The sequence below is a fragment of the Microtetraspora malaysiensis genome (assembly GCF_050947145.1).
Classification (GTDB): Bacteria; Actinomycetota; Actinomycetes; order Streptosporangiales; family Streptosporangiaceae; genus Microtetraspora_A; species Microtetraspora_A malaysiensis.
The window spans coordinates 7,294,048-7,319,450 of the sequence record NZ_CP191998.1 but is presented as its reverse complement, the minus strand read 5'-3'; the positions used below and the strand labels follow the sequence as shown (position 1 = coordinate 7,319,450).

Below are 25,403 nucleotides of genomic sequence, written 5' to 3'. Positions count from 1 at the left end.
CCTCGGACTTTATTGGCTGTCATTCAGATATCCGTTCTCTGTTCGGTCACGGCTTGTCGCCCGTGGCGCGATCGATGGTGTTGGTCAGCCGTTCTCGCTCGCGGCCGATCCACTGACCCGGCGGATGGTTCGCCAGGAATGCCTCGGCGAACTCCACCCAGTCCTGCCCGGCGATTTCGCGGACGGGAGTTCCGTCCGCCGCGCTCTGCTCGACCAGGTCGGCGAGATCTTCCGGCATCGCCGGCAGGCTGTCCGCCTTGTCCGGCGGCCTGGGGGATTGCGGGTACCGCTGCCGCGCATTGATCGCCGTGTGAGAGGTGGTGGGAAGCCGCTGCGTGCGCGCCTTGCGTGGCCGATGGCGCCGCAGTCCTCAATCGGCGCGGTGAGTGTCTCCAGGGCTACTGGTAGCGCCGCTTCGGCTCGCTCGCCCGGCTGATTACGTAGGTGAGTAGCGACAGTGTTTGTCGATGAGTTCGGACAGCGCTGAGGTCTTCGCCTCCCGATGTTGGGGTGCTGGCCGGCGTTCCTACGACCTGCTCAGCCCGTCGACCTCAAGCGGGGTTGCTCAGCGAGGGTTCCCCCCCGCGGTCGAGGATGTCATCTATCCCGCGGTGCCCGGCGGCTACGAGGCTCTGGTGACGCTGCCGCGCGAGTAAAGGCCAAGGGATCTTCATATCGGCGGCACAGGCAGCGCGTGTTCAAGGCATCCGGCACCGACCACTACCGCACGGGCTTGATTTGGAGTTCGGGTCGACCAACACCGTGCATGCGCCGATGATGCGGGCGCCGGCGCTGATCAAGCGGTATAAGGCCGGGTCGACGGGTGTTACTTCTCGGCCGTGCCGGGTTTTCCGTTGATGGATTCCTGATAGATGTCCGCGTAGGTGCGCGAGTCCTTGACCAGGTCGTCGCAGAAGGCGGCGACGTCGTTGCCGATGAGTTCCAGGACTCCCTTGCCGGCCGCGACGCCCTCCTCGAAGAAATCGATGATCCCTGAGAGCAGGGGCCCGTCATGCAAGTCGATCGGGCCAACCTTGAAGAAGTACCTCTGAATCTCCTTGTAGACGATCTGATAGTCCGACGGAAGCGCCTTGACCCGCGCCATGTGCGCCCGCCACTGCTTCTTGCCCTCGATGATGTCGTGGATGCCCATGTCAGCCTCCTAGCCGGCCCAGTTTCCTTGCGACGTTCCTGTTCAACTGCTCGCGCCACCGGTCGCGAAAGTTCCGAGCCCCTTCTCCGCCGGCCAGCGCCGCGCAGAAGCCCTTGATGTCGTCACCCAGCACCTCGTGAATGCTCCGCCCATCGGCCGCTGTCTCTTCGAGCAGCCCCAGAGCACCGTCGAGAATCGGCATCAGGTTTCGACCTGTGAAGTCCGAGTAGAGAGAAAGATGGCCCTTGATCTCTTCCCACGCCGCCCGGTGGTCGGCCGGCAATGCCTCGGCCCGAACTTCGAACGCCTTCCATTCCCTGGTGAGATCGCTGCCTGTCATGGTCTCCCAGAAGTTCATCTGCCGCCCTCCTTGAGCTTGTCGATCCGTGATTTGATGTACTCCCATTTCGCCCAGAACGTCGCGAGTTCTTCGCGCCCCGCGTCGTTGAGCGCATAGAACTTGCGCGGCGGGCCCTGCCCGGACGGTCGTTTCGTCGCCTGGACGAGCCCGTTCTTCTCCAGCCGCAGCAGGATGGTGTAAACCGTCCCCTCGACGACGTCGGCGAAGCCGAGTTCGTTCAGCCGGCGCGTGATGGCGTACCCGTAGGTCTCCTCGCTGCCGATGATTTCAAGCACGCAGCCCTCAAGCGTGCCCTTCAGCATCTCCGTCAGGTCGTCCATCGTGGGTCCTCTTCGATCTCTTGGTATCTTGTAGTACCGAGTACCACTACACGGTACCACCGAGTAGTGAACCGTGCCAAGCAAGCGGCGAGCACAGACCAGGAAACGATTCGAACCATCGGCGCCGCACTCGGGCCGCAGGTGGATCTCGACGCGCTGGTGGAGGCGATTGCCCGCTTCACCCCCGCCGACATCGGTCACGCGGCGCGCACGGCGGCGCAGACCGCGTTCGAACGCCATCTCGCGCGCGGGGGACCACCCGGAGCCGTACCGGGCTCACGGACGACTACCTGGACGCGATCGGGAGCACCCGCGGCACGCTGACGGATGGGGACATCCCCGCCTTCGAGCGCGACCTCAGTATCGCGGCGCGGGTGTGACCCGGAAGAGGCGGGCGGCGTTGTCGTGGCAGACCGCGCGCAGCCAGCCGTCCCCGAGGCCGAGCCGGGCGAGGGCCTCCAGCGCCTCCGCGTACGGATAGGGGATGTTCGGGAAGTCGCTGCCGAACAGGATCCGGTCCTCCAGGTCGAGCAGCCGGGGAAGCTCGCTCCGGGGGAAGGGCGTGGCCTCCTCGGTGAAGTCGGTGAACGCCATCGTCGTGTCCAGGTGGACGTACGGGTACCGGGCGGCCAGGTCGAGGAAACCGGAGTACTCCGGCAGGCCCATGTGCGCGACGATCAGCCGCAGCCGGGGGTGGCGGGCGAGCACGGCGCCGATCGGCCCCGGCCCGGTGTGCCGTCCCGGCGCGGGACCCGAGCCGCAGTGCGCCACGACGGGGACGCCCGCCTCCGCGAGCAGGCCCCAAACGCCGTCCAGCAGCGGGTCGGCGGGATCGTAGGCGCCCACCTGGAGGTGCGCCTTGAACACCCGCGCGCCCGCCTCGATCGCCTCGGCGACGTACCGCGTGACGCCGGGCTCGGGGAAGAAGGTCGCGGTGTGCAGGCAGCCGGGGGTGCGTTCGGCGAAGTCGGCGGCCCAGCCGTTCAGCCAGGTCGCCATGTCCGGCTTGTGGGGATAGAGCATCGAAGTGAAGGTCAGGACGCCGAAGGACCGCAGCCGCGCGACACGGTCCTTCTCCTCAAGGCGATAGGCGATCGGCCAAGGTCGCGCGGTCAGCGGGCCCACGGCGTCGAAGTACGCCCAGACCTTCGCCAGGACCCGCTCCGGCATGAAATGCGTGTGCACGTCGATCAGCCCGGGAAGGCCGAGGCCCCGCCAGAAGGCGGTCACCCGGCGGATCTCCTCCGCACTCGAATCGGTCATAGCGCTTTACGGTAGCTCGAACCGTGGTTGCCCATTAAGCGAGGTTCGCCGCCGGCCGCTCCCGCAGACGCGGGGCCGGTTTCCAACGCCGCAATTGCGGGAGTTTTGGTGATTTGTCCGGCTAGTCCGGGATTTCGGGTGACTGGTACGATCTTTGCCCTTTGAAACCTACAACGGTTAACGGGGCACAAGTGATGAGTGAGCCCAGTTATCACCAGGGGTATCAGCCTGGACCGTCTCAGTGGCAGGGGCCGCCACCGGGGCAACCGCAGGCTTTCCCACCGGGCGAGTGGCAGGGCGGGCCGCCGGCGCCGCCGTACGGGCATCCGCAGGCGCCGCCGTACGGGCCCGCCTCGGCACCACCGCCGGGGCCGCACCAGGGCCTTCCTCCCGACGTCTCGCAGGGCTCTCCCCACGGCTTTCCGCAGGGACCTCCGCCCGGCGTCTCGCAGGGGCCTCTTCCCGGCCCGCCCGTCGGCCCGCCGCAGGGTCCTCCCGCGGGGCCTTTCGGAGCGCAGTGGCAGCAGCCCTGGCAGGGCGGGCCCACGCCGCCACCCCCGCCCCCTTCCAAGCGAGGGCCGGGGCGGTGGGTGATCCTCGGCGTGCTGTCCCTCGTCCTGGTCGTCGGGGGCGGCGCGGGCGTCGGCTTCATCCTGCGGGACAAGGGCGACGAGCAAGCCCAGGAGCAGGGGAAGGGGAAGGGCGCGACCGATCCCTCCACGATCACCGTCACGGACGAGGAGATCAAGGCGCTGCTCGATCAGCACAGCAAGGCGCTCGCCGCCGGCGACGCGGCCGCGTTCACCTCGATCTTCGACAAGAAGAACGCCGCCCTGGTCCGCGACCAGACGCGCGTCCTCGCCAACCTGCGCAAGATGCCCCTCAGTGAGATGTCCTACAAGGCGCGGCAGCGTGACGGCCGCGCCGAGGACAGCTTCGGGCGTGGGGTGAAGTTCACCCAAGACGTCGCCTTCGTCCACCGCTTCGCCGGGATCGACCTGCGTCCGGTCTCGGAGTGGTACCGCTGGACGATCGAGAAGGCGTCGGCCGACGCGCCCCTGGTCGTCACCAAGGTGACCGGCGCCCCGCCCCCGTGGACATCGAGCGGTGGGGCATCCAAGACGGTGTACTACCCGGGGCCGTGGGACATCTGGCCGGACGTCACCGTGGTGAAGGCGGGCGGCAACGTGATCCTCGCCCGGCCGCAGGACGCCGCCCTGGCCCAGCGCGTCGCCCCGGCCGTGGCCGGGGCCGCCACGGCGAACCTCGCGTACTGGAAGCGCAACGGCGACCCCGACGCCCAGGTGCCCGCCGGGTTCGTGGTCGCGCTGGTGAAGGGCAAGGCACAGCTCGGCAACCTGTTCCGCAAGACGAAGGCGAACGAGGCGGGCGTCTCCATCGGCATGCCGACCTGGCAATCGCTGGGAGACACCGTAAAGATCGGTGGCACCCGTGTCGTCATGGACACGACGTCGGCGTTCTTCGACGACGCGGAGGGCATCTCCGAGATCAGCAAACACGAGCTGGCGCACTCGCTGATCGCCGGCCTGGACAGTGCCGAGTTCTCCCTGTTCGGCAAGCCGAACTGGATCGTTGAAGGCTTCGCCGAATACGTCGCGAATCGGGACCGACCGATCGAACGGAGCCGGCGCTTCGGGGAGGGGCGGGCCTACCTGGCCGGGCAGCTCGGCCAGCCCTTCTACGGCGGGCTGCCGGACAACCCCACCTGGGACAGCAAGGGCATGACGAGCGTCCACTACCTGATGGGACACCTCGCCATGCGGTACATCGCCGAGCGATACGGCGACCAGAAGCTGGTCGCGGGCGTGGTCGCCGCCTACCGGGCGAACGGCGACGACAGCGAGGCGGCGCTGTTCCAGGAGTTGGGCGTGAGCAAGACGGACTTCGAGCAGCAGTGGGCGGCCTACGTCCGCCGTGTGCTCGCCTGATCGGGGAGCGAAGATGACGGAGCAGCACACCGGGGACCCCTACGGCGACAGGCCGGCGCCCTCGCCCTGGGGGCCGCAGTATCAGTCTCAGCCCGGCCAGCCGATGGATCCGAGCTACCAGTCTCAGCCCGGCCCGCCGGTGGGCCCGAGCTATCAGCCGCAGCCCTCTGCGGGGACGTGGCCGAACCCGCCTGCCGGAGATCCGCAGTCGCCGTACGGGCAGCAGATCCCGCAGGGGCACCCTCAGTTTCAGCCTCCGCCGGGGCAACCGGTGGATCCGCGCTACCAGCAGCAGCCCATGCAGCCGCCCCCGCCCGGCTATTCTCCGCAGCCGCCGCAGGGGTACGCGCAGCCGCCGTACCAGCAGCAGGCAACGGCGCCCTACCCGCAGCAGGCGACGGCGTCCTACCCGCAGCAGGCGACGGCGCCTTACCCGCAGCAGCCGCCGCCCGGATATGCGCAGCCCCCGTACACGCAGCAGGGACCGTTCGGTTATCCGCAGCAGGAGGGCCCGGCGGGGCCGGCGGGGCCGGAGGGGCCGGCCAAGAAGAAGGGCAAGACGACGCTGTTCGTCGCGCTCGGCCTGGTGGTGCTGCTGGCGGCCGGCGGCGGCACCGCGTGGCTGGTGGCCAAGGGAGGTCCGGGAGGAGGCGGCGGCGCCTCCGCCGGAGGCACGGCCTGGGACGTGCCGCTGCCCAACGCCGGAAGCGGGGACTTCACCTCGGGCTACGCCTACGGAACCTGGATGACCGACACCGCCGTCATCCGGGCCCAGCGGGACGGCGTGCTCGCGTACAACCTGAAATCGGGCGCGCGAGCCTGGGGCATCCCATCGCCCGGTGAGGAGCTGTGCGGCGCGACCCCCGAGCTCACGGAAGGCAAGGGCGCCATCGCCTACGGCACCTCCGGACTGTGCGACCACCTGACCGGTCTGGACGCCGCCACGGGCAAGCTCACCTGGAAGGTCAAGATCCCTGCGGAGAAGTCCCGGCTCGCCAACTCGCGCACCGTCCCTCGGATCATGAGTGCGGGCGGCATGGCCATCCTGTACGTGGACCGCGCACTGTACGGCTATCGCCTCTCGGACGGACGGAGGACGTGGGGCCTGAAGTCGGACGCGGCATGCGGCGCCAAGGACGTCAACGCGAATGGTGACCGGGTGGCCGTCCTGCTGAGGTGCTACACCGGCGGCGGTTCGAGCACCAGAGTCATGACGCTCGATCCCGTCACCGGCAAGCTCGTCCGGGAACACAAGATCGGCGACGTGGGCCTGATGGGCTCCGTGCTGTCGGCGGTGCCGACGATCATCCAGCGCGAGGAGGGCGGGGGGAACGTGTTCACCGTGCTCGACGACAAGGGCGGGAATCCGGTCGAGATCAAGACCGGCCATGTGGACATGCTCGCCATGAACAGGGTCGCCTTCATCGACGGCGCATTCGAACTTCGCAGGTACGCCGTGCACGGCAACCGGCTCTATCTCGCCACCTTCGCCCAGAACGTGCCGGGGCAGATGCGCTCGGCGGACAAGGCGCTGGCCTTCGACCTCACCACCGGAAAGCAACTGTGGCAGTCGTCGGGCACGCACGCCACGAAGCTCAACTACGTACGGGCCGACGACCGGGGGCTGCTCGCGCTGGAGGCGGGCGACCGTCGCGATCTCGCCCCGCGCCTGGTCCGCCTTGACGCCGCCACCGGCGCCGCCACGTCGGTCGCCGAGCTGCCGCAGAAGTACGGCACGGACGGTGATGGGGCGCGGGTGTTCGAGCGGAACGGCACGGTCGTCATCGTGCCGTGGACGTCCGTCGCCACGAAGTTCTCGGTCATCTGCGTCGACACCAAGGGGGATTGACGCCGCGCCGGGCCCGCTCGAGGGGAGATCGAGACGGTGCCCGGCGGCCGCTCTCCCCGGTGTCGTGCCGCCCGCGCATCGCGATCGCGTGCGGCCGGCCACCATCTACGCCACGCCGTGGCGTAGATGGTGGGCGCGGGTCATGGCTCGGGGTCGAGCCGGGCGAGGAGCGCGGTGAGGGTCGCGCCCAGTGGGGCGTCGAAGGTCAGGAGGGCGTCGGTGTCGCCCCGGGTGGGCCCCCGATTGATGATCACGATGGGGATGTCCCGCCCGGCGGCGTGCCGTACGAACCGGTAGCCCGACATCACGGTCAGCGACGAGCCGAGGACCAGCACCATGCCGGCGCGCTCGATCAGCCGATAGCAGTCGTCGACCCGCGTGCGGGGCACGTTCTCGCCGAAGAAGATCACGTCCGGCTTGAGTACGCCGCCGCAGCCGGGGCAGCCCACGACCTGGAAGGCGTCGACCCGGTCGTCGGCGAGCACGGCGTCGCCGTCCGGGTTGATCGCGCCGACCTCGGCGTGCCAGTCGGGGTTGGCCGCACGCAGGCGGTCGTCCAGCGCCTGGCGCGGGGTGCGCGCGCCGCACCCGAGGCAGCGCACCCGATCGAGGCTGCCGTGCAGTTCGATCACGTCCCGGGCGCCGGAGGACTGGTGCAGGCCGTCCACGTTCTGGGTGATGACGCCGGCGAGCAACCCGCGGCGCTGGAGGCCGGTCACCGCCCGATGGCCCGCGTTGGGGGCGGCGCGGGCGATGTGCCGCCAGCCGAGGTGGCTGCGCGCCCAATAGCGCCGACGCGCGGCGGCGCTGCCGACGAAGGTCTGGTAGGTCATGGGGTCAGCCCGCCGCCTGCGACCGCTTTCGCCGCGATAGTCGGGGATGCCGGACTCGGTGGACAGGCCGGCCCCGCTCAGGACCACCACGTCGCCGTCCGCGACAAGGTCGGCCAGCAGGCGGAAGTGCGTGTCGGTGACCGCGTCCGTCTCGCCGGAGCACGTTCCGGGTGAGCCGAGCAGTGTCCCGGACATACCACCCGATTCTGCGCCTACCACCCGAGTCATTCCTCTATGGTGCCGGACTTCCTCTGATGCCGTACGGCCGAGGTGGTGAAGGTCATCGCTGCACCGGTGTGCGGTCTCGGCGCGCCCGGTGTCAGATCCGGTCGCCGGGGGAGAGGCGGGCGTGCGCCTCCCGGGCGCGGCGCTCGGCGGTCGCCGCGCTGTAGCGCTGAACCATCGCCAGGGAGTTCCACCCGCCCACGCGCATCAGGTCGATCGGGTCGCCTCCGGCGTCGAGGAACGACTCCGCCATGGTGGTCCGGAACCGGTGGGTATGGACGCCGGAAATGTCCGCCTGCTTGGCCCGGCGCTTGAGCATCTGCAGGATGCCCGTCGTCGTCAGCCGCCGATCACCCCCGGCCGCCGTACGGCCGCGCTCGGGCAGCCACAGCCACGGGCTGCCCGCGTGGGCGTGCCGGGCGCGGGCGCGGATGTAGCGGTCGATCGAGGCGGCCGTCTTGCGGCCGATGGGCGCCAACCGCATCCGGTCTTCCTTGAGCCGGATCCGCAGCGCGTGCTGGCTCAGGAACACGTCGGTGAGCTCGTCGTCCTCGGGGTGGTAGCGCAGCCCGGCCAGGCTCGATCCGCGTACGCCGTTGTCCAGCAGGACCCGCATGATCGCGGTGTCGCGGCGGTCGATGAAGGTGGCGCCCGAGCAGGTCATGAGCATCCGCTTCAGCTCGTGCTCACTGAGGGGCTCGGCGGGCCGCGTCACGACCTCGGGCGGTGCGACGCCGACCATCGGAGAGACCCCGTCCAGCTCCTCTTCGGCGATCAGCCAGTTGAACAGAACCCGCAGGTTGCGGAAGTGCTTGTGTGCGTCCCCGGGGCTGTGTGCGGTGAGATCCCCGCACCCGCAGGGGCGTGTGCGCTCGCCGTCGGTCCAGCAGCCGTACAGGCGCGCGGCGAGGAAGGCGCGCAGGTGCTCGGCCCGGATCTTGGAGATCTGCTGGGGCATGTCATGCTTAGCGAGGTACTCGGTGAGCAGCCGTGCCGAGTGGAGGTAACTGGTGATCGTTCCAGCGGCGAGCTCCTCGCTTTCGAGCGCCAGCCTCCATGAAGGCATGAGGTCGCAGAGGAGTGGGGATCTACCCATCGGGGTTGCTCCAAATCCGATGCTGTTTCATCGGTGCGCGGCTATGCTACCTTATGCCATGGTCAGCAAAAGTGCTGGTCAATCCCATTAATCCAGCGCCCTTAGCTCAGCCGGATAGAGCATCGGACTTCTAATCCGACGGTCGGGGGTTCGAATCCCTCAGGGCGCGCTCTTCATACCAGGTCACATCCCGTGTGACCTGGTCTTTTTACTTGGCACGGCATGTGCCGCCCATTCAGCCGTAGGTCACTGAGAGCTGCCGTTTGTCGCTGATCGCGGGATATACGCGGGATGGAATCGCTGACGTTTCCGCAGGTCGAGGGCCAGTTTCCGGATGTCTGCGGGATGAATCCAAGGTACGCCGAAGGGTCCCGGAGTGATCCGAGACCCTTCGTATTCTCGTGCTTGCGTTGGATCATGCGACGAGAGCATCCATGATCCGTTGGTTGGCCACATCGCGTTGCCCATCGATGCACTTGGCGTAGACCCTGAGCATGACGTCGACTCCGTGACCGGCCCGTTCCGCGGCTTCCGGGGCGTGAACCCCGGCGTTCAGCCAGAGCGAGACGGCCGCGTGCCGCAGGTCGTACGGCCGGGCCGCCAGGGGAGAAGCGACCTGGTCGGGTGCGAGCGCGTAGGTTCGAGCTTCCTTCCAGATCTTCGCGTAGGCCGAGCCGGAGATCACGCCGCCCGTCCGCGTGCGGAACAGCCGCCCATCGTCGCCGACGCCGTACCGGTCGAGGTGGTCGCGGGCCGTCTGCGGGGACGTCGTGGCCGCCGTCAGGGCGTCCGGCGGATCGGCGGGTGCGGGCGGCAATCCAGCACGTAGCTCTCAGCCGGAACTGTTCGGCCATGTAGCCTACGACCCGACCGTCTCCCGCTGGACGACCGCCGCACCTGGCCGCGACAGTTCGTTGCCTGTCGCCGTACCGGGGCCGTCCTCCCGGCCGGCGATGGCGCTTGGCTGCTGTGGCGGTCAATCCTCCGAGGGCTCGGGGTGGTTCTTGCCGTCCAGGCCGGGGCCGTAGGAAGCATGTCCCCGAGGCAGCGACGGATCAAAGGCTGGGCTATACCCCTGTGTGGGCCGTCCGCCGTTGCGCTTCTTCAATCCGGCGAGATCATGACGTAGCCCCGCGAGAATCGACCGCAAGCGTCCCTTCACGGCATCGTCCTTCCTGCCTTGTGTTTTCAGGTTAGCAGGCGGACATGCGGATCGTATTAGCAGGTGACACGCAGATAATTGAGAGACTGGACGCTCTTGTGATAAGCGCCGTTCACCGCGTATCCATCCGTGACTACGCGGTACTCTTCATTTCCGGTTCCGGAACAGTCGTATATTCCGTCGCGCTGGAGGAAGTCGATGTAGGCGTTGCCGGAGTCGACGACTTTCTTGTTCTGCCATAGCCCCGCTCCCAGGTAGCGCTGGAGGGTCACCTTGACTCGCTGGGGAGACCACCCCGTCCCCGTGCACGACTGGAAGCCTTCGAACTCGATGGTGTTCGCGAACTTGCTCGGGTCGCTGGCGTAGACCGTGCACACCCACGGAGCGGCCGCCACCTCCGAAGCGGCTGCTGCGGGGCCGTGCTGGGCGCCAGAGAGCGGAAGGTCGTCGCTGAATGCCGGAATGAGCTCGACCGTCGGCTCCGCCTGCGATTCCGCGTATGCGATCGCTCCGGTTCCAACCGGAAGAGCGGCGGCGAAAAGAAGGACAGCTGAGCTCGCGAGGAGGCGTCGCATGGATTCCCTTTCGCTCTGGTGAGACTGCTGAAATCGCAAAATCTCACAGAGCCGCATTGCGGTCACAAAGAATCGAGAAATTGCGAAATCAGGAAATCAGGAAATCGGGGCATCCTGATTTCCTGATTTGACGCCACCTCGCCAGCAGCGAACTTTACCTCAACGCGAATTGACCGATACTGCCAGTGACGTTTTCTCAGTGAATTTCAGCTGATCCGTCGATGTTCGAAGTGGACGAGAACGAGTGCGGCGCGTACAAGGTCGCCGATCCGGCTGGGGCTGAGCGTGGTGTGTTTCAGGGCCGTCCAGCGTTCGGTGAGGAGGGCGAAGCCGCGTTCGCCGAGGCTGCGTAGCGCTCGTTGTAGGGCGTTGCGGGCGCGGTTGTCGACGCTGAGCATGTTGCCATCAGCGGGTTGCTTGAACGGAACGACGATGCCGTGACCTGCACCTTGATAGCCGGGGTCGGCCAGGACGGGCATGGCCTTGGCGTACGGGTAGACGGCAGGAAGCACGTGACGGCGAGCAGCTTCGATATCGACGACACCGCCGGGACTGTAACCAGCGCGCGGGCGATCTGCGCGAGGGCGTCGTCACCCATCAGTGCCTTCGCGAGGCCGTGGTTGGCCACCGCGTCGTAGAAGGCCAGCTCGGCGTGGTTGAGTGGAGGGTCGAAGCGCTCGCCGCGCCGGGCCTCCGCGGAGACCTCCTTGGCCATGGCGACCAGCTCGGCAATCATTTCGGCGCTGCTGAGCTGCTGCCGCATGTAGCGGATCATCAGGTCTTCGAGTTTCTCGGCGGGTCGATGATCTGCTTCATGTCCCGCCAGCCACGCTCGACCTCCAGCAGTTGCTTGTAGCCGACGGCGATGTCGGCGGTGCTCAGTGTGGGATCGGAGCAGCGCAGCTGGTACTTGCCGTCCAGGTTGGCTTCGGCCTTGATCGCGGCGTGGTCGATGCGCAGCAGACCGCCGGGTGTGGTGCGCAGGTAGCGGGCCAGGTCTCGCTTGGTGGAGATGACCCCGCGCAGCTCAGCCCGCTTGGTTGCGCTCAGCTTGTCGGAGCCGTCGATCAGTTCGTGGAGCTGGGCGACCAGGCGGGCGCGGATGGCGGCGTCCCGGATGGCGCCGTCGGGGTTGAAGCAGATCACGAACCGGTCGGTGTGTGAGGTTCCCCGCAGCCGTCCGCCGCGACTGCCGCAGTCCTTCTTCGCACCAACCTGCGAACTGTCAACTCCCTTCCGATGGCGATCAGCGAAAGGCCCCGGCATGTCCCGGGCGGTGTGCGCGGGACATGCCGGGGCCGGCTGCCAGATCCGTGAAAGTTAGCAGCCCGGCGGGCTGGTCGGCGGGCGCCAGCCGTCACACCAGTTCGCCGGCGGTCCCCAGATCTGCCCGACCGAGGGAAGGCCAGTTCCGGTGGTCAGGTCCTTCACCTCGTAGGTGACGAGGTAGACCTGGTTACCGATTTTCGGGTAGTAGACTCCGCCGACAATGGGTCCCCAGAACATCCAGCGCTCATTTTTGCCGGCGCTTGAGGGCTTGCTGGCGTCGTAGTAGTGATCATGGGTGAATACCGTCAGGTCCCTGAAATCGTAGCTGACGACCTGCAGATGCATCGTGACCGCGCACTTGGGGCCGTTGAGATATCCGGTGGCGAAGAGGAAGGCACCACCGATGGGCCCGCTGCCGGGCCTGGCGGATGCTTGCTCCCAGTCGCCCTGGAATCTGCACCTGCCGTTGCTGACGTCGACCAACCGCTTCGGATGGGTCACCGAAACCCACTGGCCGGCCGCCGCCGCCGCGAGCGCCGTCTTCCCCACCGGGGCTGGGCTCGCCGCGGTGCCTGCCATGGTGGCCGTGGATGTGCTGGTCACCGAGGTCGTTGTGTCCGGGCCCGGCGAGTAGGTGGTGGCGGTATGCAGGGTCCACGATTCGTTGGGGAGGTTACGGGCCACGACGGCGACTGCCTTGGCGCCTGCGAGGGTGCTGGCGTTGGAAATGGAGAGCACACAGGTGCTACAGAAGCTGATGGCGCTCTTGAGCTGGATCTCTGAGCTGGCCGGGCCGACCTGCTGGATCCACTGCTGCTCGGCGCCGGATCCACAGGGCGCTTGGAAGGCCTGCGCACTGCTGGGGGTGTTGGTCGTGCCGATCGACAGGCACAGCCCGCTGTTGGTGTTCTTGAGTTGCCGCCCTGTGGTCCCGTACCAGGTCCACTGTTGTTCGGTTCCGCTGGAGCAGGGCTGCTGTACGGCAAGGGCGCCGGCGGCGGTGCTGGCTCCGGCGATCGCCAGGCAGCTGCCGCTGTTGGCGTTGCGGATCCGGTAGCTGGGCGCTGCCGGGTCGGCAAGCGCCCGGTCACCGCCGCCGCAGGCTTCCGGTGCCAGAGGAGTGAAGCCATAGGTCTCGATGAGCCCGGTGTTCCGGCAGATCAGCGAGTCTTTGCCGGTGAAGGCCTCCCGCCACGGGCTCACCCGCTGCTTCTCCGCGGGGACCACGTTGTACAACCGGTGCACCAGCGGCCGGCCGTAGCCGGTGTTGAGCACGAACGGCCGCTTCACCACCCCGCCGCCCTGGACGAGCCCGCCCAGCGTGAGTGCGTTGCGGTTATCCGGGACCGCCACGCCGTTGTCGTACCCGAGCATTTGACGGATGTACTCGGCGATGGAGTAGGGCATGATCTGATTGCCCCACTCCTGGAAGGACCCTGTATTGGGCTGGATCGGGACGCTGCCGTGAGTGGTGGTGCTGATACACGGGTAACGGCCCGCGGACATGTCGGCCTCGGTGATGCCCATCATCTTCAGCCACGCCGTCCGGACCGGGCTCGCGACTGGCAGCAGCGGATACACCGCTTTCCCGTCGACCTGCGTCATCCGGCACTGGTAGATGTCCTTCAACTCATCGAGGGTCAGGTCCCGTTGGTACTGACTGCGGATGGTGTAGCTGACCCCGTCAGGGAACGCCGCCGTGTTGGGCACCACAGGACCCTGCCCATTGGTCTCCGGCGCCCCGATGATGTTCCCCAGCCGGTAGTTCCACGTGTGCTTCGCCCACTGCCCGATCGAATACGGCACGATCGCGTACTCGTCCGATGTCAGCACGCTGGGGTCATTCTCGGAGATCGGACGCCCATTGAGGGTGGTGTCCTTGACGCACGGGTACTTCCCGTTGCTCAGGTCCGCCTCGCTGATATTGAGGGCCGCCAGCCACTCACTGCGCAGCTGCGACCCCGATGCCGGAAGCAGAGGATGGTACTGCGTCGTAGTAGCCGCACAGGTATAGATCGCGCGCAGGTAATCCAAGCTCGGCTCGTGCAGCGGGCTCCTCTGGTCCACCACATACGTGATCCCGTCCAACGCGTACGGCAGGTAGGTCACATTGGCGACCGGGGAGTTCAACTGCGGGGTGGTGGGCTCGCCTGCCAGCCGGGCGAAATCAAGACACCCGTCGGCCACCGCCATCGAGTAGCCCAAGGCGCCCAGCCCGCCGGCGTCGCCCGCCGGGCGGTTCAGCGTGCAGTACGGATTCGTCGTGGGGCTCTTGGTGGTGAACGTGCTCGACAGCTGGCTGCTGGCCGCCTCGTAGGAGGCCAGCACCTTCTGCCCGTTCACCGTCACCGCGTCCGCCATCGCGTTCATCAGTTCCTGTGTCGTCGCCGACCCGCCGCCGGCGAGCGCTCGGTAGGTGGGTGCTCCGGTCGGATCCGCATGTGCGCTCTGGACGGGCATCGCGCTCATCAAGGTCGCAAACATGGTCACGCCCAGCGATGCGGCCAACAATCTGAACCGGCCGGTCTTCCTACTTTTCCGCCATAAGCTATTCAAGCGCTTTCCCCTTATGTTCACATGTCGGACGGAAACCAGCCATCAAAGAAAATGATCTTGGCATTGAGGAGGCCGGAGCGGTTGAGCGTGACCACGCAGTTGGAGCTGCCGTCGTAGGCGAGTTAGATCGTCGCCATGAGGCTTCCCCGCCCTGCGTTCAGGTCGTGGTGGTCGATGACGGAGTAGCGGGAACCGCACACCGTCGCGGGGTTGCAGGGGGTCGTCGCCGCCTGGGAGGGGGTGGCGGCGAACAGGGCGCACGCGGCAGCGCCGGTGAGCGCCGGCGTCTGGACGATCTTATTTATTCGGGCCGCCCCTTCTGGACGGTGAATGGAAGATGATCACAAGTTGATGAGAAAATAACGTTTTCTCACCGAGATCGACTCGGACAGTAGTGCTTTCCTGGGCAGGAACAGGCATGCTCGTGCAGATACTCGGATGAATGCCAGGAGTCCCAAAAAAGGACGTGGAGCCTCCAGTAGAAGGGGTCTCACCACAAGATCCTCGCACCGAGAAAGCTCCACGTGATCGCCTATCGAGCCACGCTCGACGTCTCCCGTGAACTGGTCCGCTACGTCGGCCGCCTGCTGTACGCCGAGCGACGCCGCCGCGGGACACCCAAGGGCTCGCGGCGTCTGACCTGCTTCCACCATGCCCTGTTCGCCCTGGCCTGGTTCCGCTCCAAGCCCAACATCCGCCTGCACGGCATCGCATGACAGCCCGTCCCGGCGGGCCCGGGAGCCGGCCGGCGCGGCGCACTTCCAGGATCGACACCTGCCGATCGGCACGATCAGCTGAGGGGCTGCCAAGAGGTGTTCGGCGCCCTGCGGATGCGCCTGTGTGTGGGCGATCAGCACGTCGCGCCCTGGAGCACGTGCTCGGTCATCAGCCGTGCGGCGCGAGTGCCCTCGTGCTCGGCGATGGCGTCGCGGATCAGCCGGTGGAACAGGTGTGAGCGCTCCATCTCGCCCCGGTCGAACTGGCGGAACGCCTGGAACACCAGGGGGACGTCGACCGTGCGGGCGAGGAGCTGGGCGAGCCGCTCGTGCCGGGCCGCGTGGATGATCGCGCTGTGGATGCGCCGGTTCGCCTCGCTGAGAGCCCGCACTCCTTCGAGCGTTCCGCCGGCGGCAACCTCGATCGACTCCGCGAACAGCGCGATGCCCTCGTCGATGCGGGCGAGATCCTCGTCGGTGATCCGGGCCGCCGTCAGCTCCGCGGCGAACGACTTGAGGAGCGCGCGCAGGGCGTAGAGATCCGCCAGCTCCTCCACCGAGACGGAACGCACCACCGCGCCCCGGTTGGGCTCGCTGCGGACGAGTCCCTCGGCCTCCAGCATGCGCAGCGACTCGCGCACCGGCGTGCGGGACAGCTCGAACTCCTTGGCGATGCGCTGCTCGATCAGCCGCTGCCCCGGCAGGTATCGACGATCGCCTGGCGGATCTGCTCGTAGGCGGTACGCGTGTTGCCCTTGGCCTCGGTCAACTCGTCCCTCGCTGCGCTGTGCTCCGACCCGGTCCCGCTTCTCGCTGGATTAGACGCAATTCGCGGGGATCAGGTCGTGGATCCATGAACCCGGCGCGGGGCCGCCACCAGGAGCTTGTCCCGTACGGCCTCGGCCACGGCCGTCGCGCCCTTCTCGCCGCGCAACGAGCACGCCTGTCCGCCGGGCGATATGGGCGTTGGAGTAGCCGTGTGCTGCGTCGAGCACGATGCGGACGCGGATAACTCGCTGGTGAGGGGCGGTGTGGGAGTAGGCCAGCTGCTTGAGGCAACGCCGTTCGGCGGTGGTCAAGACGATCTGGCGTGCGCGGGGGGCGGACACGGGCAGGCGCAGCACTTTCCATAGAGATCTGCCAGGTGACCCGCCGACAATGCCCTGAAATGCGCCGAGTGTAGGCGTACGACACGCCGAATCGGCATGATGACCTCCATGCCCGCGATCCCCGAGTCGACCAAGACCTCCCTGGCCCAGCGGCTTCGTGCTACGCCAAGGAGGCCTGGCCCCAGCTGGCCACCGTCCATGTGCGCTACCGCGCGTCCTTCGGCTACGTCGAAGGGGAGTTGGCCGACGGTGAGATGCTGCCGCTGATGAGGTTGCGCTACGGCGGTTCAGCTCACCGCTGGGGCCTTGCCATCTATTCGGCCGGCAAGGACGGCTATGAGGACCAGATCTGGTTCACCGGCAGCCCGGAAGAGTCCCTCGACCTCGTCTGCGACATCTACGTCACGAACGCCTGACCGCTGATCCAGCCCCGCACAGGATCAGCTTTTAGGTCAACCCCCGAGGGACTTCCGCCGCCGACCACTAAGCTTGCGATTTAAGCAGGTCCGGGTGTTGGTGCGGTCTGGGGTGGATAGCGCCCGATAGCAGGACTATCGCGACATAGCGGGATGCACCGGAATGTGACCGTTGTGGTACGGCGTGTCGCACCCAGGAGAGCGGCCACCATCTCCATCTTCGGTGTTGTCGAGACGCCGGAGACCCGAGAGGTGGCCGCAGATGCTCACTATCGCATCGGTGCGCGAGGTGACGGAGCACATCGGCGCATCCAGTCGGTCACATCTTCGTTCCCTGATCGATTTCCGGGCCGGCCTCCACCGGCTCTTATGGCGCCGGGCGGACGCGTTGTTCGAGCTCACCGACGCGATGCTGTGCGCTCAGGGGCCGGTGCGCTCGCCGGTGGAGTTGTCGATGGAGCCGGAGTTCCGCCGCGGGCACGGCTCGGTCTATGCCGCTTTGGATCAGGGCCGGATCGACACGGGCGGGCTGCGGCGCCTGCTGCTCGGGGTGTCTGCCGCGGCCCGGCCGGGCGAGCCGTTGATGTTCGCGCTGGACGTCACGCCGGACGCGCGACCCGACGCCGAATACGCCGATGAGCGGGTGATGGTGCAGGTTCGCGGCAAGGGCGGGGACAAGTTCCTGCCCGGCTGGCCCTACAGCCTGCTGGTGGGCGTGCAGTGGGGAGACTCCTCCTGGGTGGACCCGATCGAGGCGCGCCGGCTGCGGCCGGGCGAAGAACACACCGATGTCACCATCGAGCAGATCACCGGCCTGCTGGCCGACCTGGAGGCGACCGGCCGGCTCACCGCAGGCGATCCGCCACCGCTGATCATGCTGGACGCCGGGAACTACGCCACCGACATCACCCACGCCCTGGCCGGCCGGCACGTTCAGATCCTGGTCCGGCTGCGCGCCACCCGCGTCTTCTACGCCGACCCCGAACCCCGCCGACCCGGCGAAATGGGCGCGGGTAAGCGTCACGGCCGGGAGTTCTCCTGCTCGGATGCGGCCAAGCGGCACGCCCCGGACATCGACTTGACCGCAGGCTCGGTCCGGTACGGCACCGTGACGGTGCGCGCCTGGAAGGGCCTACATCAAAAGCTCACCCGCACCGGCCGCTGGGCCGGCCACTCCGCCGATGAGCGGCTGCCCATCGTGCGCGGCACCGTCCTGCAGATAGTCGTGGACCGGCTGCCCGACGGCCGCAGACCCACCAAAGATCTCTGGCTGTGGCACGCCGGGCCCGTCGAGGTCGACCCGGATCTGGTGGATCTGTTGTGGAAGGCCTACCTGCGTCGCTTCGACCAAGAGCATTTTCACCGGTTCGCCAAGGTCTACCTGGGCATGGCCCGCGCCCATCTGGCCTCGGCGCAGGCCACCGATCGCTGGATGCATCTGATCATGGCCGCCTACGCCCAACTTCGGCTGGCCAGTCCGCACGTCGATGATCTGCGCCGTCCCTGGCATCCACGCCCCGAACGGGGAAAGCCGCTCAGCCCGTACCGGGTCCGCCTCGGGTTTCGCCGTCTCCGCGCAAAACTCGGGACACCCACCGACTCACCGAAACTCACCCGACCCGGCCCCGGACGTCCCAAAGGATCAAGGAACCGGCCGAAGGACAAGCGTCCGCCTTACCGAAAGACCGTAACGACCGACAACGAACACCGAGAGTGACGTTAAATCGCAAGCTAAGGCAGCGCCTGCTGGTCTCGGATGATGGCCGGCGTGTGGACGTCGTGGCGTTCGCTGAACAGGTGGCGGGTGGTGGATCGGTGCCGGATTGGCTGCCGCGTGGCGGAGAAGGCCCGGACCTGTCGCGGAGATCGTAGAGATCGCCCTCCATCGCTCGCCCCTCGCCCCGCGCGACCTCCGCAGCTCTGATCCAGGAGTAGGGGTGCCGAAGAACCAGCCGCTCCGCCAGCGGGCAATTTTGCCTCCGGCAGGGCGGTGACTATCTCTTCACCAGGATTCGAAGGCGTGATCCTGTCCCGCCAGCCGCACCAGAATGCACCAAATTAGGTGATTCTTCGGCGCGGCCTTTCGTACACTCCAGCCGGTGGAGATCGATTCTGAAGTGAGCATCAGCCTGGAGCAGGATGCCGCCGCAGTGCGCAACGCGGTAGCCGCGGCACGCACCGGATTGGTTGAGCGAGAGCTGATCGCTGAGTTGGTCGCGCTGTGCGCGGTGGCGGGTGAGCACCTGCTGGTGATCGGTGCGCCGGGGACGGCCAAGTCGGAGGCCGTCCGTCGTGTCGCCGGGAGCTACTTCGAGTACCTGCTTGGGCGTTTCACCGAGCCGAACGAGGTGTTCGGTCCGGTGGATCTGCGCCGTCTGCGGGACGGCGTGGTGGAGATCGAGACCACCGGTATGTTGCCGGAGGCGGATGTCGCTTTCCTGGACGAGGTCTTCCTCGGATCGACTGCGATCTTGAATACGTTGCTGGGCATCCTCAACGAGCGCGTCTTCCGGCGTGGCCGTACGGCTGTCGCTTCACCGCTCAGGGTGTGCGTCGGCGCGGCCAACACGCTGCCCGACGATCCGGCGCTGGCGGCGTTCGCCGACAGGTTCCTGGCCAGGCTGTTCGTCGAGCCGGTCCCCGATGCGCGGCTCGAGGAGTTGCTGGAGGCGGGCTGGCGGTTGCCTCATGTGGTCAGGGAAGAGCCCGCAAACCTGATGGATGCGGTGGATCGATTGGCCACAGCGGCACGGCGATGCCAGATGTCGTCGGTCCAGCCGCTCATCGGTACCGCGATCCGCCGGCTGCGCGCGGCTGGGATCCACTTGAGCGATCGGCGGGCGGTTCGGGTTCAGCGGCTCGTTGCGGCGGCGGCCGTGCTGGACGGTCGGTGCTTCGCCTCGGCGGCGGACCTGTGGGTGCTACCACTGATCGTCCCGACCGCGGACACGCAGGCGGCAGCCAGGGAGGTTCTGGTCGACCTGGTGGAGAAGGCGGGCAACCACAGTCTGGCGTATGCCGCGGAGGAGTTCTCGCGTGGTGCGCAGGCGCGAGCAGGCAGATTGGCGGAAACCGGCCGCGCCCTGCTCAACGAGCTGGACGATACGCCGCCCGACCGCGATTTGCGTCTGCGCGTCGAGGCGACGCTGCGAGAGATCGATGCCTGGTTTGCGACCACTGACTTGACTGAGCCGCTCAGATCGGTCAGGGCGAGTCTGGCGGCAGCGGTGAGTGTGTGAGCATGGGTTTCGCTCTGGGATGGGTGCGACGGGAGCCGCCCCTGCGCGCGGTGGCGGTGGCCGGTTCGGGGTCGGTTGCGGTGTCTCTCGCGGGATCGGTTCGTTCACGGGTAGCCGAGGGTGCGGCGTTGCGGGTCGCGGCGGCCGATGACTGGCTCTTGGTGCTGGGCGACAGTGAGGATCTGCCGTGGGCCGACGGTGCCTGCTACCTGGGTCTTGACGGCGGGCTCCTGGTTCCGACCACGCGTGCGCCGATGCCGTCGGCCGTACTGTGGCGCGATCATCTGCTAGCCGGCGAGCGGGGTGGGAAGCTGGCGGTGCTGATGCCGGGTCAGGCTCTGGTCACAGACGTACCGATCCGCCCCGTCGATCCCACCAGCATCCCGCTGCTGGTGGGGAAATGAGACTTCCCACCGCTCTGGCGCCTTGGTCGGACTCGTTGTCGCACCTCACCCCCGATCTCGCGATGGCGCTCGGGCCACTGGTTCGAGGCATCCACCAGCTGGTCTCCAGACGGGAGTCGGCATGCGTCGAGCAGGGCAGCCTGGACGGCTTCGAAGGGGTGTCGAGGCGCGGCCATCCAGAGCTCATGCTCGTGTCCGAGTGGCTGCTCGCGGATGAGGCGCCGGTCGAATTCCTTCGTCGCGCGGCCCAGCGAGAACTCCTGCACCTGGCCCCTGCTGTACGCAGGCCGTCGGGCCGGGGACGGGTGGCGATGCTGGCCGACACCGGCCCTGGTCAGGCTGGGGCAGGACGTCTGGTCCAACTTGCCAGCTTGATCGTGCTGCACCGACGCGCCGTGGCTCTGGGAACCGAGCTGGCGGTCGGCATACTCGGCCAGAAGCCCGGCGGTTGGATGACCGGTGACCTGCCCGAGTTGTTGAAGGCCTGGCTGGACGGTCGACGTCCTGTGGAACCGGACGTCGACGACGTCTCAGCGTGGACCAGTGATGTCACCGAAGCCGACGAAGCGTGGATTCTGACCGGTCCCCAGCTCTCCTCGAAGCTTCCGGCGCGACGCCGAGTGGTCAGCAGCCGTGAATCGGCGTGGGGAGAGCATGGAGTAACCCACGTGCGCGTCGAGTGCAACGACATCAGCACCGAGCTCGCCGTGCCCGACGGGCCTGTCGCGGTGCGGGCGCTGCGAGGTCAGGAGTTCAAGCGTGCGCCGGTCGCCGTCAACAAACCGGAAGGCGCCACGACACTGCGCTTTCCGATTTTCCCCAGCTCGGCGCGGCGGATTCTGGCGCGCGGTGAGACCGCGAACGAACTCGTCTCCGTCCAGGTGCCCCAGACCGCAGGCCGACGGGCGGCCACACCGCGCCTGCACCGTCTCGCTGGGCCGATCCTGGCCGCCTCCGTTCTCGGTAATCGCATCGTCGTTGTGATCGAGCAAGACCGAATGCTGCGCGTGCACGTGATCGGGAATCCGTTGGGCAAGGTGAAGTGCGTGTCCGTCCCGATCGAAGCCCTCGATCTCGACCTGAGGGATATCGAGCAGATCTGCTCGGAAGGACTTGCCCCGTTGTTCTACCAGTCCGGAGACGTCATCAGCCCACTCGGCGGTGACGACTGGTGGCGACTCAGACCGGACAGCCCCGCCTACCGGACGGACCTCGTTGCCATCGCGCCGTCGACCGGCAGCCAGTTCGATCAGCCCCACTTCGTCACGTGGGGACCGCACGGCAAACACGTGTCCGTCCCCGGAAGCTTCAAGCGGATCGAGCCGGAAGACGATGTCGTGGTGCTGGGCGGCGGTGGATACGCACGATCGACCGATGCTCAAACATGGCACGTCGTCCACCCGCGCGGTGTGCGGGCCGGCATCACAGTCGAACCGGAATCCAGCGTCCTCGGGCTTGCCTTCGACGAAAACGAGCCGATGCTGGTGACCGCTGGTAGGGGCGGAGTCCTGCTCCGATTGGTACGCCCGTCGGGCACACGGGCCCTGACCGGCTGGTCAGGGCTGCCAAGCCTGCCCGTCATCCATCCGACCCAGCCGCTGATCGCGGCAATGGACGAAACCGGCCGGCTGAAGGTGGGCGACCTCATCACCGGAGAGACCCTGCTTCGGGTGGCGACGAGCAGATGAGCGCTCAGGACGGATTCCGCGGCCGAGTCTGCGCGGCGGGCTTCATCGTCGATGTCCCGTTGATCGGCGAGCCGGAGGCCCGTCGTCGTGTGATCGAACACTGGCAGGACGGTGCCGAACTGCGCGTGCTTCCCGACGCGCGCTGGCTGCTACGGCTCCCCGAACACGTCGATGTGCGAGCGGAACTGGCTCCGGGCCTACCGGTCCGCGCCGTCGCGGGCAGCCTCGTGTCACCCGGTGCGGACGGCTCTCAACCCGGAGAGATCACCTGGATGCACGCGGGCGACACGCGGACGGAACAGATCGAGGCACTGCCCGTTCTTCGCCCCGCCGATTGGCTGGACTCGACAGGACTACGGATCACTGAGCTCAAGTCGATCCAAGCCCCAGAACGGTCAGTCTCCCCGGTCGAGCAGTTGGACAAGGTCGAAGCGCCCGATCTGCGGGCTGCCGCCAAGATCGGACGCTCGTCCTCCCGCGCCGAACGAGCGATGGCGCAATTGCACGGCAGCCGCGCAGGCGAACCCACGGGGAGGGTATGGCACAGCCTGCTCGCAGGTCTTCTGCCCTTCGTCGGAATGATCGGAACCGCGGCTTTGGCGGTCGCTGTCATAGCGCTCATTGCGGTCATGCTCCGAGGCTCCGGCTTGCACATCGGGCCTTTGGGAGTGGTGGGGATCACGATGATCCTTTACCGCCTCCTACGTCGCGGCCGAGCCGACACGATCACGGGGAGGGCGGGAGGGTACCGCGACCCACGCTGGCAACGCGTCCGTAGCGCATTGGCCCGGCTGACTCTCAGGACTCCCGCCGTGCCGCTCGTGGAGCGCCGTCATCAGAGATACCTGCGGGAGCTCGCACGCGCGTTTGAACAACGCCGATGGGACGATGCGCTGCGCGAAGCGATCGCGCTCGGTGGCGCCGACGCGGAAAGCCGCCTGTTGACCATGCGACTCCCCGAACGTCGAGGTGAACTACGTCCATCTCCGACCGCTGGTTCGGGAGCAGCGGCCTTGCCTTACGGCCCGACGATTTATCAGCACCTTCACGGTCTTTATCGGACCGCGGCGAAGGAACTGGAGAGTGGTGGGCGTGTGGAGGAGGCCGCGTTCGTTCTGGCCGACCTCCTCAACGCCCCCGGCGAGGCGGTCGATCTCCTCGAACGCCACAAGAGATGGCGGATGGCCGCAGAACTCGCCGAGGGGCGCGAACTGTCGCCAGATCTCGTGGTACGGCTGTGGTGGCAGGCGGGTAACCGCGACCGCGCCATCGACATCGCCCGATCTCGTGGCGCGTTCGCCACGGGGATCCTCCATCTGGCTCGCGTCGATGCCGACGCCGCCCGGGATCTCCGCAGGGCCTGGGTACACGACAGACAAGCCGCCGCAGACCATGTGGGCGCGGTCGAGGCCGCCTGGCCTGAGGAGACACTGCGTCCTCTGGTCGTCGCCGACATCCAGGCGGGAATCGCGCTCGGGGGCCCTGACGCGGCATACCTGTTCGCCTATCTCACTGCTTTCCGGCCCAGTGAAGCCGCATGCCGTACGGCGCGGGCATTGTTGGGCGGCAGCGATGCCGATGGCCTGGTCGCCAGGGCCAGATTCGGCACGGCGTTCGCACAGCTTCAGTGCGCCGATCCGGCAGCCGACCGCGCCATTGCCACCGCCGGGCTGCGGGCGCTTGTCCGGGACGGGGGCTGGGCGCTCGACGGGAGCACACTCGATCGTGTGACCAAGGCGCTGTCGGGCCGGGCGGATCCGCTGGCCGCTGCCGACCTCCCCAGACCCGTACGTCGCCGCCCCCGGCCGCAGGAGGAGCTGTTGTCCGTCACCGCGGGCCCTCCCGGGACGGTCGCCGTCTTCGACGCCGCCGTTCTGGGCGGCGGGGCAGTACTCGTCGCCTGTGGTGATGCGGGTACATTCCTGCTTACCCGGGATGGCCGAGTGCGAGCACGCTGGGGTATCCCGGCGCACCAACTGGTTGTCGCCGACCATGGTGGCACGGCGCTCTTAGTGACGCATCGCGAGTCCGTTAGCGATGTGCACCGGCTGGACCTTGTCACTCGCAGGGCCCGTCACTGGACCAGCCTGCGCGTCCACAAGATCCTGTCGTCCTACGATGGCGGGCTGCTGATCGCCCTTGGCGAAGAAGGCATCGTCGTCTTCGATGTCCTCGCCGTCCATCCCCGCGTGGTCTGGCGCGAGATGACGGACGCCAGCACGATCCTGTCCGCCAACCGCACGCCTTCGAGCATCACGGCTTTGGGATTGATCCCTGTGGCCGGCCGACCCGGCAGTCACCTACTTCAGGCATGGAGATGGGACCTGCCCACGTGGACACTACGCGGACGGACCTCTGTGGAATCGGACCAATCGGTCGGTGTGCAGGTCTTGGCCTCCGGCGGCGTGCTGAGCCCTCATCTCCACGGTGATCCGGTGGTTTCGACAGACGGAGACGTCTACTCAACCGTCTCGGCCAGCATTGCGAGCGTGAGGGGACCCGCAGGAGACGTGATGTTCCGTGCAGTCTTCCCTGAGACTGATGGCCAGGCATTGGGGCTACGGTCTCATGCCGGCATCACAACGGTCTTTGATCACAGGGGCCGGGTCGTGGCCGTGGATACGTGCGGTGATGTCCAGGCCAACCTCCGCGTGCGAACGTAGTGACCACGGGCAGCAACTCGCTGGTCAGGGGCAGGCCCAAGGGAGTATCCACGAGGCGCTCGCGCCCAGACGATGCCGCGTCCGCACGCGGGCGGGGCCCATCGTGGCCCGTACCCGATCGCGGGCGGTGGAGCGCGTGCGGCATGGCCCAGGCGGCCGCTCGTCGGCCAGGTTCGATCGATGTTTGCGCCGCCCCGGCCGCACGGCCACGCTTACCAGATGGCCGACCTGGACTTCTTTATCGACGTGGTCGTCAGCGGCGCGGTGCTGGGGGCAGGCCTAGCCGACTCACCGGAGGAGGTGACCCGCGCGCTGGGCAGTGACTTCGCTGAGGATCGTGGCCGTACGGGGATGTGGCGTGACTACGGTCTCGTCGAATTCTCCTGGGCGCGGCGCTCTAGATCAGATCCCTGGTACGCGACCGGCTTCACCGTGCAGGTGCACCGCCTGGCAGCTGGCATCGAGGCCGCCGAAAATCTTGTCCGCCGATACGGGCCGTTCGGTGGACGGGTGCGGTTCGCGCGGCTGAACGCCGAGCTGGAGCGCCTAGACTAGGA

The 25,403-nt window shown here is 67.4% G+C and carries 23 protein-coding genes, 1 tRNA gene and 2 pseudogenes; 12 read left to right on the top strand and 14 right to left on the bottom strand.

Translation table 11 applies throughout. The features are described from left to right. Nucleotides 1–46 precede the first annotated feature (46 nt). From ACQP1V_RS34215 to ACQP1V_RS34200, 4 genes are all read right to left on the bottom strand, one after another. A complete protein-coding gene (locus ACQP1V_RS34215) occupies nt 47–304 on the bottom strand; it encodes a hypothetical protein (protein WP_433426051.1) in 258 nt (85 codons plus the stop codon). A gap of 522 nt (nt 305–826) precedes the next feature. After that, a complete protein-coding gene (locus tag ACQP1V_RS34210; RefSeq protein ID WP_433414452.1) occupies nt 827–1,153 on the bottom strand; it encodes a DUF1048 domain-containing protein in 327 nt (108 codons plus the stop codon). A 1-nt stretch (nt 1,154) separates the two neighbouring features. Further along, the gene (locus ACQP1V_RS34205) at nt 1,155–1,511 is read right to left on the bottom strand and encodes a DUF1048 domain-containing protein (RefSeq protein WP_433414450.1); all 357 of its coding nucleotides are present in this window, start codon (nt 1,509–1,511) and stop codon (nt 1,155–1,157) included. Continuing rightward, the gene (locus tag ACQP1V_RS34200) at nt 1,508–1,834 is read right to left on the bottom strand and encodes a PadR family transcriptional regulator (RefSeq protein ID WP_067144171.1); all 327 of its coding nucleotides are present in this window, start codon (nt 1,832–1,834) and stop codon (nt 1,508–1,510) included. The genes ACQP1V_RS34205 and ACQP1V_RS34200 overlap by 4 nt, the downstream gene beginning before the upstream one ends. A gap of 66 nt (nt 1,835–1,900) precedes the next feature. Between ACQP1V_RS34200 and ACQP1V_RS34195 the strand changes: the two genes are divergently transcribed. Then, nucleotides 1,901–2,158 carry a hypothetical protein gene (locus tag ACQP1V_RS34195; protein ID WP_433414448.1) on the top strand — a complete coding sequence of 86 codons (258 nt, stop codon included), beginning with the start codon at nt 1,901–1,903 and terminating at the stop codon, nt 2,156–2,158. A gap of 33 nt (nt 2,159–2,191) precedes the next feature. On the opposite strand, the gene ACQP1V_RS34190 is transcribed toward ACQP1V_RS34195, so the two are convergent. Next, entirely contained in the window at nt 2,192–3,097 is a 906-nt protein-coding gene (locus ACQP1V_RS34190; RefSeq protein WP_433414446.1) for an amidohydrolase family protein, read from the bottom strand. Nucleotides 3,098–3,699: 602 nt separating this feature from the next. Between ACQP1V_RS34190 and ACQP1V_RS34185 the strand changes: the two genes are divergently transcribed. Together ACQP1V_RS34185 and ACQP1V_RS34180 are read left to right on the top strand one after the other, a co-directional pair. Then, a complete protein-coding gene (locus ACQP1V_RS34185; RefSeq protein ID WP_433414445.1) occupies nt 3,700–5,046 on the top strand; it encodes a hypothetical protein in 1,347 nt (448 codons plus the stop codon). A 271-nt stretch (nt 5,047–5,317) separates the two neighbouring features. Then, the gene (locus tag ACQP1V_RS34180; protein ID WP_433414443.1) at nt 5,318–6,895 is read left to right on the top strand and encodes a PQQ-binding-like beta-propeller repeat protein; all 1,578 of its coding nucleotides are present in this window, start codon (nt 5,318–5,320) and stop codon (nt 6,893–6,895) included. A gap of 140 nt (nt 6,896–7,035) precedes the next feature. Here the strand turns inward: ACQP1V_RS34180 and ACQP1V_RS34175 are convergent, their stop codons facing one another. Together ACQP1V_RS34175 and ACQP1V_RS34170 are read right to left on the bottom strand one after the other, a co-directional pair. Then, entirely contained in the window at nt 7,036–7,923 is an 888-nt protein-coding gene (locus ACQP1V_RS34175; RefSeq protein WP_433414441.1) for an NAD-dependent protein deacetylase, read from the bottom strand. A 124-nt stretch (nt 7,924–8,047) separates the two neighbouring features. Beyond that, complete coding sequence (locus tag ACQP1V_RS34170; protein ID WP_433414439.1) at nt 8,048–9,049, bottom strand: tyrosine-type recombinase/integrase; 1,002 nt, start codon at nt 9,047–9,049, stop codon at nt 8,048–8,050. Between the two features lie 95 nt (nt 9,050–9,144). On the opposite strand from ACQP1V_RS34170, the gene ACQP1V_RS34165 reads away from it, so the two are divergent. Next, nucleotides 9,145–9,218 (top strand) — tRNA-Arg (locus tag ACQP1V_RS34165). A 246-nt stretch (nt 9,219–9,464) separates the two neighbouring features. Here the strand turns inward: ACQP1V_RS34165 and ACQP1V_RS34160 are convergent. From ACQP1V_RS34160 to ACQP1V_RS34135, 6 genes and pseudogenes are all read right to left on the bottom strand, one after another. Beyond that, on the bottom strand, nt 9,465–9,866 hold the full coding sequence (locus tag ACQP1V_RS34160) for a hypothetical protein (protein ID WP_433414438.1): 402 nt from the start codon (nt 9,864–9,866) through the stop codon (nt 9,465–9,467). 401 nt (nt 9,867–10,267) lie between these two features. After that, nucleotides 10,268–10,786 carry a hypothetical protein gene (locus tag ACQP1V_RS34155; RefSeq protein ID WP_433414436.1) on the bottom strand — a complete coding sequence of 173 codons (519 nt, stop codon included), beginning with the start codon at nt 10,784–10,786 and terminating at the stop codon, nt 10,268–10,270. Between the two features lie 206 nt (nt 10,787–10,992). Continuing rightward, nucleotides 10,993–11,298 carry a transposase family protein gene (locus tag ACQP1V_RS34150; RefSeq protein ID WP_433414434.1) on the bottom strand — a complete coding sequence of 102 codons (306 nt, stop codon included), beginning with the start codon at nt 11,296–11,298 and terminating at the stop codon, nt 10,993–10,995. 101 nt (nt 11,299–11,399) lie between these two features. Next, nucleotides 11,400–11,522: pseudogene (locus tag ACQP1V_RS34145) on the bottom strand (type I restriction enzyme endonuclease domain-containing protein); the annotation flags it as partial. A 62-nt stretch (nt 11,523–11,584) separates the two neighbouring features. Further along, nucleotides 11,585–11,950 (bottom strand): annotated as a pseudogene (locus ACQP1V_RS34140) (IS1634 family transposase); the annotation flags it as partial. 156 nt (nt 11,951–12,106) lie between these two features. Next, nucleotides 12,107–14,563 carry an RICIN domain-containing protein gene (locus ACQP1V_RS34135; RefSeq protein ID WP_433414433.1) on the bottom strand — a complete coding sequence of 819 codons (2,457 nt, stop codon included), beginning with the start codon at nt 14,561–14,563 and terminating at the stop codon, nt 12,107–12,109. A 572-nt stretch (nt 14,564–15,135) separates the two neighbouring features. Between ACQP1V_RS34135 and ACQP1V_RS34130 the strand changes: the two genes are divergently transcribed. Next, the gene (locus tag ACQP1V_RS34130; RefSeq protein ID WP_433414431.1) at nt 15,136–15,327 is read left to right on the top strand and encodes a hypothetical protein; all 192 of its coding nucleotides are present in this window, start codon (nt 15,136–15,138) and stop codon (nt 15,325–15,327) included. Nucleotides 15,328–15,461: 134 nt separating this feature from the next. Here the strand turns inward: ACQP1V_RS34130 and ACQP1V_RS34125 are convergent, their stop codons facing one another. Continuing rightward, nucleotides 15,462–16,031, bottom strand: coding sequence for a GntR family transcriptional regulator (locus ACQP1V_RS34125; protein WP_433426049.1), 570 nt, complete (start codon nt 16,029–16,031; stop codon nt 15,462–15,464). A 605-nt stretch (nt 16,032–16,636) separates the two neighbouring features. Between ACQP1V_RS34125 and ACQP1V_RS34120 the strand changes: the two genes are divergently transcribed. The 7 genes from ACQP1V_RS34120 (at nt 16,637) to ACQP1V_RS34090 (ending at nt 25,401) form a co-directional block, all read left to right on the top strand. Continuing rightward, nucleotides 16,637–16,852: a hypothetical protein gene (locus ACQP1V_RS34120; protein WP_433414429.1), complete on the top strand. Its 216-nt coding sequence runs from the start codon at nt 16,637–16,639 to the stop codon at nt 16,850–16,852. A gap of 262 nt (nt 16,853–17,114) precedes the next feature. Next, nucleotides 17,115–18,569, top strand: coding sequence for a transposase (locus ACQP1V_RS34115; RefSeq protein ID WP_433411367.1), 1,455 nt, complete (start codon nt 17,115–17,117; stop codon nt 18,567–18,569). A gap of 382 nt (nt 18,570–18,951) precedes the next feature. Further along, entirely contained in the window at nt 18,952–20,091 is a 1,140-nt protein-coding gene (locus tag ACQP1V_RS34110; RefSeq protein WP_433414427.1) for an AAA family ATPase, read from the top strand. A gap of 2 nt (nt 20,092–20,093) precedes the next feature. Further along, nucleotides 20,094–20,495: a hypothetical protein gene (locus tag ACQP1V_RS34105; protein WP_387417518.1), complete on the top strand. Its 402-nt coding sequence runs from the start codon at nt 20,094–20,096 to the stop codon at nt 20,493–20,495. Continuing rightward, nucleotides 20,492–22,183 carry a hypothetical protein gene (locus ACQP1V_RS34100; protein ID WP_433414425.1) on the top strand — a complete coding sequence of 564 codons (1,692 nt, stop codon included), beginning with the start codon at nt 20,492–20,494 and terminating at the stop codon, nt 22,181–22,183. The genes ACQP1V_RS34105 and ACQP1V_RS34100 overlap by 4 nt, the downstream gene beginning before the upstream one ends. Continuing rightward, on the top strand, nt 22,180–24,846 hold the full coding sequence (locus ACQP1V_RS34095) for a bpX6 domain-containing protein (RefSeq protein WP_433414423.1): 2,667 nt from the start codon (nt 22,180–22,182) through the stop codon (nt 24,844–24,846). The genes ACQP1V_RS34100 and ACQP1V_RS34095 overlap by 4 nt, the downstream gene beginning before the upstream one ends. A 219-nt stretch (nt 24,847–25,065) precedes the next feature. Beyond that, nucleotides 25,066–25,401, top strand: a complete 336-nt coding sequence (locus tag ACQP1V_RS34090; RefSeq protein ID WP_433414421.1) for a hypothetical protein — start codon at nt 25,066–25,068, stop codon at nt 25,399–25,401. The last annotated feature ends 2 nt before the right edge of the window (nt 25,402–25,403 follow it).